We start from the raw sequence: 13,901 nt of genomic DNA, 5'->3' as shown, positions 1-13,901 counted from the left end.
AGGAGCGTCCCGCTCCTAAACCTGAACCACGGCCCTCGGTTGATGACCTTCTTGAGGCATTGACTGCGGACGGCAGTGAAAATGAGAAGAAGCGTTAGGCGAACTCCACTCGCCCAGGCCGGAAGAGCAGCAGTGACGAAAAATCAGTCCGATTCCTCATCGACGCCCGAGCCCGTGGCTCGCCCCGATGTCAGCGTGCTCATGGAGACGTTGACGCACAGCGACGATCCGCCCAGCGAGAGTCGCTAGCGAGCGCTCGCCGCTCGGTCAGACGAACTTCACCCACGCCGAGACCCTCGCCGAGCCCGGGGCCGAAGGCGGGGCGGTTGTACGAGGTTGAGGTCTTCGGCCTTCCAGGTCAGGACCGAGGGCGTCAGATCAGCATGGGGCCGCGGGCGGTACGTCGTGAGCTACGAGGGCATTTGCGACTTGCATGACAGCGTGCTGCCGCTCGGCCGGAGGAAGCGAGATATCGACGCATAGCAGCCGCACCCGCACCCCACCCACGATCACCTCATCGTAAGGGGGCGGTTCCGGATAGATCAGCGAAACCTCGGTGAGACGGAACCGCGTAGCGTATCCCACCGCTTGATAGACGTCGTCGGGGCTGACAGTTCCTGTGCGCTTGTTCTTGAGGTCGGCAACAGCAACAACATCGGTACCATTGAAGACGACAACATCGGGGCGAATGTCGATGCGCTTCTCGTGATCGAGATGCGCACGATGCTGCAGATCGACCGAGAAGCCCATCGGCACAAGCGCACGGTCGACGCCGCGGCCTACGACGTCCTCGAACACCCGATCCATGTTTACGAGCAAAGTCGATCCGCGCGACGAGCCCTCGCCTTCGAAGTCGAAGGCCGTGCTCTGCAGGATGAGGCGGGCCAGGGCTACGGCGGAGCGGTAGCGCTCGTTCAGTCTCGTCCAACGCACCTCCGCCGGTGAGGCAGACGGTCGCGTCGGGTTGATATCGACGAGTTGGAACTCCAGGCGACGCAACCGGCGAGTCAGGGCGGGCGTTAGCATCCCGAGCCTCAGAAGTACCCTCCCGGCACCGGCGAGCAGCTGATTCTCGAGCACATCGGTCGTGTAGTCGTCATAGGTCACGGCCATTGGCAGCGGCAGATCAGGAGGCCTTCCCGAAAGTCGGCCGAAGTCAATCCGGCCGCGCACGGAATAGAGGTCTTCGTCGACCGTGACGTAGCCCTGCAACATCCCGCCCCGCAACGCCCGCTCGGCGTTGTCGAGAAAAGATGCCGCGATCACGGACACGAGGTCGTTGGATACTTCCCAATCCGCGGCATCCTCTCTCCACTCGACCAGTTGCATCGTGTGGGTGAGTAGTTCGAAGAGTCTATGTACCGGAATCTTCGGCGCCACGCGGATCGTGTGCCCGCTGATGGCGGCAACGCCGACGTAGCGGGTCGCCGAGAGGCGCCACCTTCCGGAGACTTCGCGGTCCGGCGCAAGCTCGAACTGCTTGGCGTTGGCGAACGCTCTGACCGCATCGGCGTCGAGTTCGAGCTCGCCCTTCGCCCCCCACTCGTTCAGCTCGATTGTCATGTGCCGGAGGGTGCGATCGCCGCCCGGATGCTCTTGAGCGAGAACCGCGTCAGTTCGTCACGATTACCGTAGAAGCGCTCTTCAAGTAGGGGCATGATGCCGTGCGTCCAGATGCGTTCGAGGCGACCCGGCTTCAAGACGTGCTCGGTCATCAAGTACGACGGACCGATCGCTGCATCCGGATCGCCGAGGCGTGCGTTCAGCTCGGCCAGCAAGCGCGCTGGCTCGTCTGACATGCCTCGCGCGGCGAGCCAGCGGCTAAGCATCTCGCTTACAGGCGCAACCGCCGGCGACATCTCAACAAAGTAGAAGCGGCGGCGCATCGCGGCATCGACGAGCGCGATCGAGCGGTCGGCCGTGTTCATCGTCCCGACAATGTAGAGATTCTCTGGGAGTGTGAACTCCATGTCGGAGTACTGAAGGCTGATCGGCTGATCGCGATACTCAAGCAAGAAGTAAAGCTCGCCGAAGACCTTTGCGAGATTGGCGCGGTTGATCTCGTCGATGATAAGAACATGCGGGATGCTGGGGGCTGCGGCCGCCGCATCCGCTATCCGGCGCAACGGGCCCGACTTGATCGCGAAGTCGACCTTGCCCGCACCGCCGGGGACGGGACGGTATCCCTCGAAGAAGTCCTCGTAGGTGTAGGACGGGTGGAACTGCACGATTTCGAAGGCACCGACGCCGCCCGCGAGGTGCTCCGCCAAGGCTTGGGCGAGATAGGTCTTTCCGGTTCCCGGGGGTCCGTAAAGAACGACCTGGCGCTTCTCTTCGAGCAGCTCGATGACCTCGTCGAGCCACGGCTTGGCGAGGAGGAGGTCCTGCGCGAGTTGCGTGGTGGCGAGAGGTAGCCCAACTGGCATCGGATCGACCGGTGACGGCTGTTGGGTCTCTCCGCTCACCCAGCGTTCCAATTCATCGATCTCCGGCGTGATGAGCGTCAACGTAAGCAGCGTCTTCATCTTGGACTGAAGGCTTTTCGCGATATCGCGTCGCTGAATCGGCGCGTCAGCGTTCAGCCACTCAATCGATCGAACTGTTTCCTTTCGGGTTCGAGCGAGAATGTCGCGCGAACCGGAATCAACGACGCCGAGATAGACGTTCTGACCGTTGACCGTCACGACGTAGTCGCCGATCTCCATCTTGTTCACGAATCGCCAGACCTGGCCCAGCTCGTGGTTGAAGCCGCCGGCCGTTGTGTCCGTGCCTGCTTCGTCTGCCATTGTCCTGAGCTCGTCGCGACTGACCCCAGGCACGAGTGCAAACGGAAATGTATCCGCGAAGCCGATCCCGCAGGTACCGTCGGCCAGCCAGTCTGGAACGCGCTCGCCGCCCGATCCTCGGATGAGCCATGCGCCACGAACCTGCGGCTCAGTCGGCTCAGGGATGAATAGCTCAGGGGTCGTCGGTTCGACCGTGGGCTCGGGCTCAAAGTCCCATAACCCGCGCACCTCTGAGTGATAGAACGAGAAGCCGTCGCCGTAGGTCTTCGTCAAGCGAGCGCGGACGAGCGCGATCGTCGCGTCGTCGTTCTCGCCTTCCTCGGACGGCTCTGCGAGTGAGGCCATCTTTCGCTTGTGATACTGGCTGACGGTGTCCTCGAACGAGTCCGGGTGCACGAGATGGAGCAGGGCATGCCGCTGCGTCTGGTCTGCGACGCCTTCGAGAGAGAACACCATTGCACGAAACGCGTCGGGGTCGCTCAGCCACATCTCTCGCTCGCGAGTGGATGCCGCAGTCCATCTCTCGGCGAAGCGCACGAGCAACCACAGCTGGTTTGGGCGTCGTGTGAAGAATGACGTCCCAGTAGCAGCGAGCCCGGTGTGGAGTGCTTCATCGAAGATTCCGGACGGGCCGGTGGCATGACCGATATACGCAACCTCATCAAGCAACTGGCGCTTCGAGGGATACCCCTGTTTGGAGGCAACGACAAGGTGCAACCAGGTGAGCTCCTCGATGAGCTGGCCAGCCGGGCGGGAGATGTTCGCTAGCTGATCCCTCAGCTTGTCTAAGAATCCACGCTTTGTGTCATCGGGCTTCTCGATGAACTCGCGCACTAGCTCAGATGCCGAGGCATGGGTCCACACGCTTTCCGCTTCTGGATCGTCCGCAGGGATGAAGCTCGACTGCAAATGTCGCAGGGACCGTTCTCGGAACTCATCGAGCGCGCCGTAGAGTCTTGTGATCTCGGGCACATCCAGTTGAGTTTTCAATAGCTTTCCTCCCACGGGTGCGTCGTCGAGTCACGGGTGCTCTCAACCTAGCGTGGGATGCGTCAGCCACGACGAACCGCACGTTGAGGCATAATCTCGGCAGTTTGGGCCGCCTCGATGGACTGTTTCCGGTCCGCACTTCGGCGGCCGCTTCGTCCGGCGACTCGCACCAAGAAGCGAGGAGGCCTCGAGCCCTTCAGAACCTCGCGGGCTGCCGGCTGGGGTCACCGTGGTCGGCCATAGCGGGTCTGCGGGCCCGACGGCAGCGCCACCAACGGCATCCGGTCGTTCAGACGCGTCGCCACGGCATCCAGATCGTCGTCGAAGAGATCAGCGTAGGTGTCCAGCGTCATCGCCGCTGACGCGTGGCCGAGCATCCGCTGCACAGCCTTCACGTTCGCCCCCGAACTGATCGCGAGCGACGCAGCGGTGTGACGTAGGTCGTGCGGAGTGAGCCGCGGGATCGACGGATCGAACGCCTGCGCACGCCGCACCGCGTTCGCAAACCACCCCTTGCTGCCCGAGTTGCGCATGTGGTTGACCCCGTCACCGAAAAGCAGTCCTTCCGGACCCTTGCCGGCGCACGCCTGCTCGATCATCGGAGCGAGCCGCTCGGGATACGGAACCGAGCGCTTCTCGTGCGTCTTAGGCGTGCCGACGTGGATCTCATACGCGATCATCACCGCGTTCTCCTCGATGACGAAGCGCCGACGGAGGCGGTTCACGCTTCGGACCCGCAGCCCTGTAATCTCCCCCCACCGCAGACCGGTGTACGCAAGCGTCAGCACGAGCGTCGGATACGCCGAGCAGGCCGCCAGCGTCGCGACCTGGTCGTGGGAGAGGTAGACGCGACGCTTGCCCGGTCCGTTCCGAGGAAGACTACGCACGCGACGGGCTGGATTGCTCGCGAGACGACGATCGTCGATGGCGACGTCGAGAATGCCGGCGAGGATCCCCAACGAGCGAAGCACGACCGTACGCGACTTCTGCGACGCGAGGTCGGACACCCAGTCCTGGACTTCGGAGCGCCGGATCGATGAGATCTCCCTGTCAGCCCAGACTGGAGCGACGTGGTTCTTCCACGCCCGCTCGAGCGTCATGTAGTAAGAGGGTTTCGACATCGGCGGCTGCTTGGATCGCAGCCAACTGTCGGCGAACATCCGCACCGGAACCCGCGACGAGGACGGGTCGATGTACTCACCCTTCGACTTCGAGACCGTGACCATGGAGAGGTAGAGCTTCGCCTCGCGCATCGTCGTGAACCCGCGCTTCTCCGCCTCTGTGCGATCCGGCTTGCGATAGCGCACGCGGTAGCGGCGCCCCTTCGCCGAGTCGTAAGGGGTGATGCTGCCCATCTCGACCTCCGCTCGTGCCGGCTCGACGGTCAGTATCGAGCCAGTGTCGGACACTGCTCGGGTGCCGTCAACTCGGCCGATCCCGAATGTGGATAGATGGCGAAAGACGTCGTCAACTGGCGTTGGGTTGGAGGGGGGCCTCTCTCTCCGACGCCGAGAGTGTAGCGATCGGTCGCGTCTCCGTTCTCGCCGCCCACTCCTCGCAGGCTCCGCGCTGCTCGCTCCGCTCAGCTTTCACGTCATGAGGCAAGAGTGGTTCGGGTGGGGCGATCTGCGCGGGCGCGATGATGGGTCCGGGCGGTGGGGCGTGATGAAGCGCGTCAGAGGCGCTCGAAGCAACATCACGGACCTCCTTACCGCCGAGCGGTGGTCAAGGCCGCGTCGTCAGCGGAACTCGCCGGCGATCACGACAGGCCCTCGCCTCGACGGCCCATCCTCAGCCTGCGCTTGGCGAAGTCAATGTCGTTCATGCTCGCTTCGCTGCGCGTGCTCCACATTGACCTCTCCGGTGCTCCGGCCGTGGCTGGCCGCCTATCGAGCCGATAACCATCCCCCGACCTATCAGCAGCCGTCGATGCCGAGCACTGCGCCGCTTCTGATCGCTCGAGAGCCGATTCGGATTATGAAGGATCGTCGGACATTCATCCCGTAATCGATCGTCCACGCAGCGCACGCAAACGGGCGTTCGAGCGAGACGGGAGAGCGGCGGCCCCGTCTCGCGAGAGTCTCGCAGTTTGAGTGCGCCAGGCTCGCTATTAAGCGCGAAGTTGATCGTCCCGTGTTTGCGGACGGGTCCGCGTGGACGAGAAGATCGTGTTCCCCATCGCGTTCAATCTGCGTTGCGGTCACGGCGGGCGGCCGAGATCATGAACACGTAGTGGCACGCACAGCCGCCTCAATTCGATCCGCCGCGGCTCCGGGCGCTTCGTGCTCCCAAAACCGCATCACTCGCCACCCCTCGGTTTCAAGCCGTCGATCAGTGTCGCGGTCGCGCTCGATGTTCGCCGCGAGCTTCGGTCCCCAATAGTTGGCATTCCGCTTGGGAGCGGAGGCGTGTACGGGACAACCGTGCCAAAAACAGCCGTCGATGAAGACTGCGATTCGCGCACGTGTGAAGACGATGTCGGCCCTGCGCCGCAGGCCCGGGACGGGCGCGTAGTCGACCCGATAGCGCAACCCTCGCGAGTGCAGTTGCCGGCGTAGGGCGAGTTCCGTCGAGGTGTCGCGACGTTTGTTCGCGAGCATCGACTTCCTCGTGCTCTCCGACGTCGCCCATGACTCGGCCATTGATCACACACTGCTCAGACCCATGATGGTGGTCACGGGTGTGGTAGCTGATCGCGGTGTGCAGCGGGGGATTCAACTTGCATCGCTTTTTCGGCGCCCAAGTCTTTATCCCGCCAGCGCGTACTCAAGGTCGTTGATGTGTTCTTGCACAGCTGCGCGGAACCCTGGGTACTGACCTAGGTTTCCCCGCTGCAGGCGGCTCCAGAACCCTTTCGCACCTCGCAAGCTGAGCGCATCGGCGTTCTGGGTATCGATGATGTCTCCGAGGTGGGTGTAGTCCGCATGGCTAGGGAACTCGCTGAGAGACTCCGGGACGGCGATCATGCCCTTCTCACCCGCCGCAGCGGTTGGCCAAGATCCACTCCCGGGTGTCCACTGTCGGAAGTCGGTAACCGGCTCGGCAGGATCATTCAGCCTGCTGCCCACCCAGCGCGAAACGCCCACAGTTACAGCGTTCCCGATGAGCTTCCATCTTGGGCCGTTCCTTCTGGGCGAAAGATGATCGACGTCGGTCCACCCGCGGTCAAAGCCCTGCATTTCCTCCGCGTCCTCCACCGAGGGCTTCACAAGACGACGTCCTGGTGCCGCGTCGCGGACCCACACTGCGGGAGGTGAGGGTATGCCAACCGTCGATCCACCCTTAAGGGTAGGGACCGCGTCCTGTGCCCAGCCGAGCCCGCGCAGTCCCTCGGTCCAGTAGAAACCGAACATGTCCTCGCGGAAGTCCTCGGACCTGTCCCCTGCGTCGTCGGCGAAAAGGATTCGGCGCGGATCGAGATCGACGGATGCGAGCAGGATCACCCGGCGACGGCGCTGAGGAACCCCCGTGAATCGAGAATCAACAACCCGATAGGCCCACGCGTACCCAAGCGCCTCGATCTCAGAGATCAAGTAGCTCATTGCCTTTCCACGATCGAGAGCGAGCATGTTCGGAACGTTCTCAATAAGGAGCGTCGGAAGAGCACCTCCACGACGCCGCGCATCCTCCAGCAGTCGGAAGACATTCACCACAAGGCCGGAGTTAACCCCGCCGATCCCAGCAGTACGGCCGGCCTGCGACAGATCCGTGCAAGGAAAACCAGCGGTAACGAGGTTTGTGCCTTCAGGGAGCCGCTTCATTTCGCGGACGTCAGGTTCGATGGGCACCCCGTGGAATCGCGCCCGGAGGACGGATTGCGCAGGCTCCCACCACTCGCAGAAGGCAAGCGTCTCGATCTGGTTCCCGAGTGCGCGCTCAAGACCAAGTTCGACGCCCCCGATCCCGGCGAACAGGCCGGCCACCTTCCACGAAGTGCTCGTCATGCTTCTAACTCCTAACCAACGTCAAACGGTATCTCTGATCTGCCCGAAGCTCGAGTCGACCGGCCGCTGGCGACGATATCGCGAGCCACCGACGATCCGGGCCCTCGGGGAGTATCGCCCGCCGCCGGGAGCATACCGGTGCACCGACTGAACACCGCGAGATGCGAGCTAGTAGAGCACTCTCGTCCTTCGCGCACGCCGAGAGGGCCACTCGTTCGACTATCCAGGACGCCTCATCTCGCAGACGGACTTCGTCAACGGCGGGCGTGAACGCGCCTTCGCGCAACTACGTGGAACACGGGCGCTGCGCTTCGTGGCGCTTCCTGACGAGGTCCAGATCAGCGATAACGTGTCGATCGTGGATTCACCGTTTGCGGAAAACCTTGATCACGTCCGACAAGCTCTTGAGTCGGTGAACATCTCGGCGCCGAGCGTGAACAAGTTCCACCGACTGGATGAGGTGTTGGCGGCGGCTGCGGGGCTCTCCCGTGGAGCCGTGACGTCCGTCACTATCTCGAAGCCAGGCAACTTCTCGGTGCGCAGCACGCAGTCGCCACGCGCACAGCAGGCCTCGCTCCTCGTCGGAGTGTGCGTGGACGAGGGCGTTATGGAGGACACTAAAGACGCCGCGCGCAAGGACGTGCTGAGGGGCGGCCATCAGGCAGTCATTTTGATGCATGAATCGGAGAGCGGGACGTGGGGGCTCGGATGGGGTGTGCGTTCTAGCGACGAACGCACTGCGACGACTGCCACCAAGCTATCCAACGCGTACGGTATCGCCTGGGAGATTGTTCAGGCGGAGCAGCCTCATGTGGAGGCGTCGTCGACCACCGCGCCGTCGATGCAGTCTGTACCCGCGCGCCTCGTCATCGATGATCGAACGCTCCGGATGGTCAGAACGTCCATCGCATCGCGATCGGCCACCATGCTGGTTGGACCGCCCGGGACCGGCAAGACCCAACTGATCGAGGAAGTCGTGCGGGAAGTCGCGCAGACGCCAGCTTCATTTGGGATGTCAATGGCGCACGACCGCAGGATCGTGACCCCTGACGAATCCTGGACCACGCGGGACCTGCTGGGTGGCGACACGGTCGACGACAAAGGACGAATTCGCTTCGCCATCGGCCATCTATTGGAAGCCGTCTCGCGAGACGAATGGCTGGTGCTGGACGAAGCAAACCGTGCGGACATGGACCGAATTTTCGGTGGCGCGCTGACGTGGCTCTCCGGCCAGGCGGTGTCGCTGGGTCGGGTATCGGCCGACCCCAACGCTGGCGAGATCTCGCTTGGATGGACCGAATCCGTTATGTCGGAGGTGACGCAACTCGACGAACTGATGGCCGATTCGCCCATTGAGCCGGTCGAGTTCCTTGCCGGTGCCGAATGGCGACTTCTCGGAACCTACAATGCGCTAGACGCCGTCCGCGTTTTCCGCTTCGGGCAGGCGCTTGGTCGTAGGTTTGCCCACGTGCCGATAGCGCCTCCGGATTCGCTCGGCTTTGACAGCGCACTCGCCGCTGAACTTACGCAAGTCCCTCCGGAAATCCGCTCCGAGGTGAGGACCCGGGTGGTGACGCTGTACGCAGCCCATCGCGCGAAGCACAGCACAGCACTGGGTCCCGCCCTCTTCCTTGGTATCCCGCGGTATGTCGCCTCCGGAATCGGGCTTGGCCACGGGACCGTAGCGGAACTGGTGGCGGAAGCCTACGTGACGAGCTCCGGGGCATGGCTTGCACGTATCGACGACTCCGTACTGGACGCCCTCGGTGCGGCTTTGTCTACTGACGAAGGACTTGAGGACCAATGGAGTTGGGTGACGACACAGCTGCAGGTGTTGCGCTGACCAGCTCAATCACGCATGCGGGCCCATCGATCCCGACCGCGGGTCTGCACGAGGCCCTCGCGAGCTTCAGTGGACTGGGCCAGCTGTACTCTGCCGTGGCTGAGCTAGCCTCCGGGGAGCATGAGTGGAGTGCCTCAGCGGTGCGCACCCGAGCCAATCGAGTGCTTATGGCCCACCTGATTCCTCTCGTCGCCCGACTGCCAGATTCGGCGGTCGCGTGGATCGATGCGCTGCCCGCGCAGTCTGAGCGACGACGCGAAGTGAGGGCTGCGCCGTCCGGCAAGGTCAATTGGGTCCGAAGTCGACAACAAGGATGGCCTCCGAGCGCATTCCATACAGTCGTGCGGGAGCGGACGCCGGACAACATTCTGACCTCGGTGTTTGGCTGGGTTGCCGAGGAGCTGATTGCGATCCAGCAGGACGCCATCAGGGTTGCATCGGATGTGGACAAATCTGTCAGACCCGAGCTATCGGCGATCCGCCTAGCGTGGGAGTCGCTTCGACCCACGTATGGCGAATTCGCTCAGCCGGATCGTGAGGACTTGGGGGCCCTGCGGGCATCAGGCCGCCCATGGCTCGGACTCGCCGACGTCGCCGAGGAGATTATCTCGAAGCGCACACACGTGGCCGATGTCGCTCGTGAGCTGCTACTTCCGGCGGCTGAGCTTCGCGGCGCGCTCTTTCATCTCGGATGTCTCGGCGAAGTGCTGCTCGCCCTGCGCGGGCAAGGCTGGGCGATTTCCAACCTTCGACCAATCGGCATCGGATCAGGCCCGATCTTCGAAGCCCACAATTCTCGCCGGACGCTTGATATCTGGTACGAGGTCGCCGCGGCGTTCCGGTACTACAACAGCCGGTCGCCGTACGCGCAAGCTCTGGAGCAGCTGGGGGCAAAGGGGCGTCCGATCGGCGCCGACATTGGACTTTTCGAATCGAATGAGCGCGCACTTCTCCTCGAATGCAAGTATTCGGCGAAGTCCGAGTATGTGCTTCGCAACGGATACGAGCAGGCGGTCGCGTACATGACTGAGTGCCACACGGCACTAGCGGTCGATGTCGAAGGCGTGGTCATCGGCCCGCACGGAGTCGTGAACGGGGAGGCGGAAGTCGCCACTGCCGTGGGTCCGATATCGCTGCTTGCCGCCTCTGGCCTGGAGGAGCGGGTTGCAAAGTGGGCCTCGGTGAATCTCGTTCGCGAGCGGCACGCGTTGGACGTGCGACCCCTTGACCGCGACTGAACCTACGCCGGCTCGTACAGCAGGCCGCTGTGCAGAGCTTCGCCGAGCCGCTCCCAAAACGTCCGCCCCAGTCCGAGGGGTAATTCGCAACCGAGCTGGCCAGATCTACATACGGACGGAGCGACTCGACACCCGTTCGATGTGCGACCACGACAACTCCCACCTGACAAGCACGATGCAAGATCGATGCACGCAGGCACCCAGGGTGACCTACACCCTTTAGAAGCACTCCCCTACACGTACCTGCACACCGGGAAAATGCCTGGATAAAAGGCAAAACGCACCCTATCCTGGCGGCATGCGCGGAGGCCTCGAGCGATGGAAGCGAGGTGTCGAATCCCGAGGGGTTCGACAGGCGATCGGCTACGCGCTCGAGGGCATCTGCGATGCTCACCTGCAGCACTCCCCCAGCGTTGACGCGCTCGAGGCGTATGCTGCGGCATCCAATTCGATGGTCTCACGCTTCATCGTCGCGAGCGGCAGGATCGGCAGCGACGAGCTCACCGCCGGCGGCCTTCGAGTCTGGCTCACGGGACACGACCCGGTCACCGGAGAACAACGCGGCCATCAGCGGCTAAGCCCCGACGCCGACCTGCTGCTCGACGGGACACTCAATCACCCGAAGTCGTACAGCATCGCCGCGCTGCTGCATCCCGAGCTCGCCAGCGAGTTCGAAGCGCTCCAGGACCGGCTGCGCGACCGCATCCTGCTCACATGGCAGACGGAGCTCAACGCTCGGCGCGGGCACGGCGGGCTCATCCGCGAGGAGGTCACCCGCATCGAGGTCGTCGAGCTGCAGCATCGGCGCTCGCGCGCGCTCGACCCGCACATCCACCGTCACCTCTGGCTGAACATCAAGGTGCTCGGCGCGGACGGCAAGTGGTCGAACCTCGACTCTCGCGTAGCGATGAAGCTGCACACCGTCGTCAACGCCGAGGGCGAGCTCGCCGCCCGCACCGATCCCGCCTGGATCGCCGCGCTCGCCCGGCACGGATACGCGCTTGACGACACTGGGGAGATCGCCGAACTCGCCGGCGCCGTCCGACCCGTCTCGCGTCGGTCGGAGCAGATCGAAGGCAACCGTGCGCGGCTCATCGCGGAGTGGTCGGCCGCGCACGGAGGATCCGCGCCGAGCGCGGAGGTGCTGCAGCAAATCGATCGGCGCGCGTGGGCGGTGTCGCGTCCGAACAAGCCGACGCATCTCGATGAGCTGTCTTGGGAGGCGCTCGTCCGCGACCAGATTGGTGCGATCGATCCGAGTCTGACCGCCCCGCGCGCATCCACTCCCGTCGTTGCAACAGACCCACAGGCAATCGACCTGGATCTGCTCGCTGCAATGGCGGTCGTCGATGCAGACGAACGGTCCACATCATGCGGCGGACGGTTCAGCATCTTCGACATCCGCGCAGGCGCAATACGCGCGCTCTCGCGCACGGGCGTCGTTGCGGAACGCGACCGGCTCGATGGCGTGATCGCCGAGATCACGGACCGTGCCAGGCGTTCCGTCTATCGGCTCGTCGCGGAGCCGCCGGCGCACGTCAAGGCGTTCATGGCGACCGAGACCGTACGCGCCAAGGTGCGTCTCGCCAGCCGCCTGGACGTACTCGCCCAACCGGGGCGCTCACTGTTGCCGGTCGAGTTGCACCGGCTCGCACCGGACGACGATTTGTCGACACTGGATGCGTCGCAGTGCGTTGCTGCGTGCGCCATCGCCGGCACGGACGGGCTCGTGACGGTGGCCGGCCCCGCTGGCGCGGGCAAGACGACGATACTGCGCGCTGCGTGCGGGGCGCTCGCGTCGCAACGGCGGCGGATGCTCGTCGTTGCTCCTACGCGCAAGGCCGCGTCGGTAGCGTCTCGCGAGGTCGGGGCCGCGGCATCCAGTATTCATGCCTTGGTTTCGGACCATGGCTACCGGTGGGGCACCGACGAGGCCGGCGCGAAGGTGTGGAGCAGGCTTCGAGTGGGAGATATCGATCCCAGCACGGGCGCCGTGTACAGCGGGCCGACTCAGTACGTGTTGCGTTCTCGCGACCGTATCGTCGTCGACGAAGCCGGCATGGTCGACCTACAGACGGCGAACGTCCTCGTCGAGCTCGCGATCGAGCAGGGTGTCGGGCTGGCATTCGTGGGTGACACGCATCAGGCGTTGCCGGTCGGACACGCGGGTGCGATGGGTTCTGCGATTCGGCACGCGAACGCTGCAGTCGAGCTCGACACGGTGCACCGGTTCCGCGATCCCGACTACGCGGCGCTCACACTGCGGCTCCGGGATGCGGGTGGTCGCGAGCGCGCGCTGGTGGTTGCGGGCGAGCTTGTCGAACACGGTCACGTCGACCGGGTCGATCATCACGACGCAGCGCGTGAGCGGATGATCGACGCGTACTTCGAGTGGCACGCGCGAGGCAAGCGGGTGACGCTAGTGTCCGGCACGAATGCTGAGGCGGATGCGATCAACGACGCCGTCCAGCAGCGGCGAGTGGATCAGGGCGAGCTTGACGTCCGCGTCGTCGCGTGGGGCATGGGGCAGCAGCGCATCCTCGCCGGCGACACCGTCCAGACCCGCCGCAACGACCGGCTCACGGGCGTCGAGAATCGCGCGCAGTGGATCGTGCGTGGCATCCGCGACGAGTACCTGTCTCTTGTCTCCGTGAGCGACAGCGGCGAGGTGCGGCGAGTGTCCACTGAGTACGCGCGGGACCATTTGCAGCTCGCCTACGCGTCCACGGTGCACGGGGTGCAGGGCGACACCGCCGATGCGTCGGTCGTCGGGCCGGATGTGGATGCCGCAGGGCTCTATGTTGGCCTCACGCGAGGGCGGGTGCATAACGTCGCGATCGTCGTGGCGCGGACGGATGCCGCGGCCCGCGAGTGCCTTGCCGAGTCGATGCAGCGCGGCACTCCGGAGTTGACTATGCAGGATGCTGTGCGCGCGGCCCAAGCCGAAGTGCGTCGCGCGGCGCGGAACCGCGAGGCGGCGATGGCGACGGGGCAGGTGGGTATGACGCCGAGTGCGGAGCGCCGGATGGGGATGTAGACGCGCTTGATTGGCGGGCGCTCAGGAGAAGACGCTCGGGCGGCTTATTCGTGCGCGATCACC

General features: G+C 64.1%; 8 protein-coding genes. 3 read left to right on the top strand and 5 right to left on the bottom strand.

Annotated features, from left to right (window positions below; all coding sequences use genetic code 11):
- Positions 1-378: 378 nt before the first annotated feature.
- The 5 genes from WYM_RS07860 to WYM_RS21460 all read right to left on the bottom strand — a co-directional run bounded on the left by WYM_RS07860 (position 379) and on the right by WYM_RS21460 (position 7,720).
- The gene (locus tag WYM_RS07860) at positions 379-1,563 is read right to left on the bottom strand and encodes an McrC family protein (RefSeq protein ID WP_019180283.1); all 1,185 of its coding nucleotides are present in this window, start codon (positions 1,561-1,563) and stop codon (positions 379-381) included.
- Positions 1,560-3,776 carry an McrB family protein gene (locus tag WYM_RS07855; RefSeq protein ID WP_157524990.1) on the bottom strand — a complete coding sequence of 739 codons (2,217 nt, stop codon included), beginning with the start codon at positions 3,774-3,776 and terminating at the stop codon, positions 1,560-1,562. The genes WYM_RS07860 and WYM_RS07855 overlap by 4 nt, the downstream gene beginning before the upstream one ends.
- 224 nt (positions 3,777-4,000) lie before the next feature.
- Positions 4,001-5,131 (bottom strand): tyrosine-type recombinase/integrase, encoded by a 1,131-nt coding sequence (locus tag WYM_RS07850; RefSeq protein WP_040569183.1) that lies wholly within the window; start codon positions 5,129-5,131, stop codon positions 4,001-4,003.
- A gap of 864 nt (positions 5,132-5,995) precedes the next feature.
- Positions 5,996-6,418, bottom strand: a complete 423-nt coding sequence (locus WYM_RS21465) for a very short patch repair endonuclease (RefSeq protein ID WP_083866181.1) — start codon at positions 6,416-6,418, stop codon at positions 5,996-5,998.
- Positions 6,419-6,523: 105 nt separating this feature from the next.
- Complete coding sequence (locus WYM_RS21460; protein ID WP_192813726.1) at positions 6,524-7,720, bottom strand: DNA cytosine methyltransferase; 1,197 nt, start codon at positions 7,718-7,720, stop codon at positions 6,524-6,526.
- Between the two features lie 313 nt (positions 7,721-8,033).
- Here WYM_RS21460 and WYM_RS07840 point away from each other — a divergent pair, with 313 nt between their 5' ends.
- The 3 genes from WYM_RS07840 to WYM_RS07830 all read left to right on the top strand — a co-directional run bounded on the left by WYM_RS07840 (position 8,034) and on the right by WYM_RS07830 (position 13,838).
- Positions 8,034-9,563: an AAA family ATPase gene (locus WYM_RS07840; RefSeq protein ID WP_019180280.1), complete on the top strand. Its 1,530-nt coding sequence runs from the start codon at positions 8,034-8,036 to the stop codon at positions 9,561-9,563.
- A 167-nt stretch (positions 9,564-9,730) separates the two neighbouring features.
- A complete protein-coding gene (locus WYM_RS07835) occupies positions 9,731-10,801 on the top strand; it encodes a hypothetical protein (RefSeq protein ID WP_157524987.1) in 1,071 nt (356 codons plus the stop codon).
- A gap of 298 nt (positions 10,802-11,099) precedes the next feature.
- Complete coding sequence (locus WYM_RS07830; RefSeq protein WP_019180278.1) at positions 11,100-13,838, top strand: AAA family ATPase; 2,739 nt, start codon at positions 11,100-11,102, stop codon at positions 13,836-13,838.
- The last annotated feature ends 63 nt before the right edge of the window (positions 13,839-13,901 follow it).

Origin of the sequence: Microbacterium yannicii PS01 (assembly GCF_000304335.1) — a bacterium.
Taxonomy (GTDB): domain Bacteria; phylum Actinomycetota; class Actinomycetes; order Actinomycetales; family Microbacteriaceae; genus Microbacterium; species Microbacterium yannicii_A.
Note: the sequence above shows the minus strand (reverse complement) of the source record. Positions and strands in the feature narration are given on the sequence as shown.

Bases quoted from the DNA above. Each gene is read 5' to 3' on its own strand.
- WYM_RS07835 (WP_157524987.1), top strand. From the start codon at position 9,731: ATGGCCCACCTGATTCCTCTCGTCGCCCGACTGCCAGATTCGGCGGTC.
- WYM_RS21460 (WP_192813726.1), bottom strand. From the start codon at position 7,720: ATGACGAGCACTTCGTGGAAGGTGGCCGGCCTGTTCGCCGGGATCGGG.
- WYM_RS07860 (WP_019180283.1), bottom strand. From the start codon at position 1,563: ATGACAATCGAGCTGAACGAGTGGGGGGCGAAGGGCGAGCTCGAACTC.
- WYM_RS07850 (WP_040569183.1), bottom strand. From the start codon at position 5,131: ATGGGCAGCATCACCCCTTACGACTCGGCGAAGGGGCGCCGCTACCGC.
- WYM_RS21465 (WP_083866181.1), bottom strand. From the start codon at position 6,418: ATGGCCGAGTCATGGGCGACGTCGGAGAGCACGAGGAAGTCGATGCTC.
- WYM_RS07830 (WP_019180278.1), top strand. From the start codon at position 11,100: ATGCGCGGAGGCCTCGAGCGATGGAAGCGAGGTGTCGAATCCCGAGGG.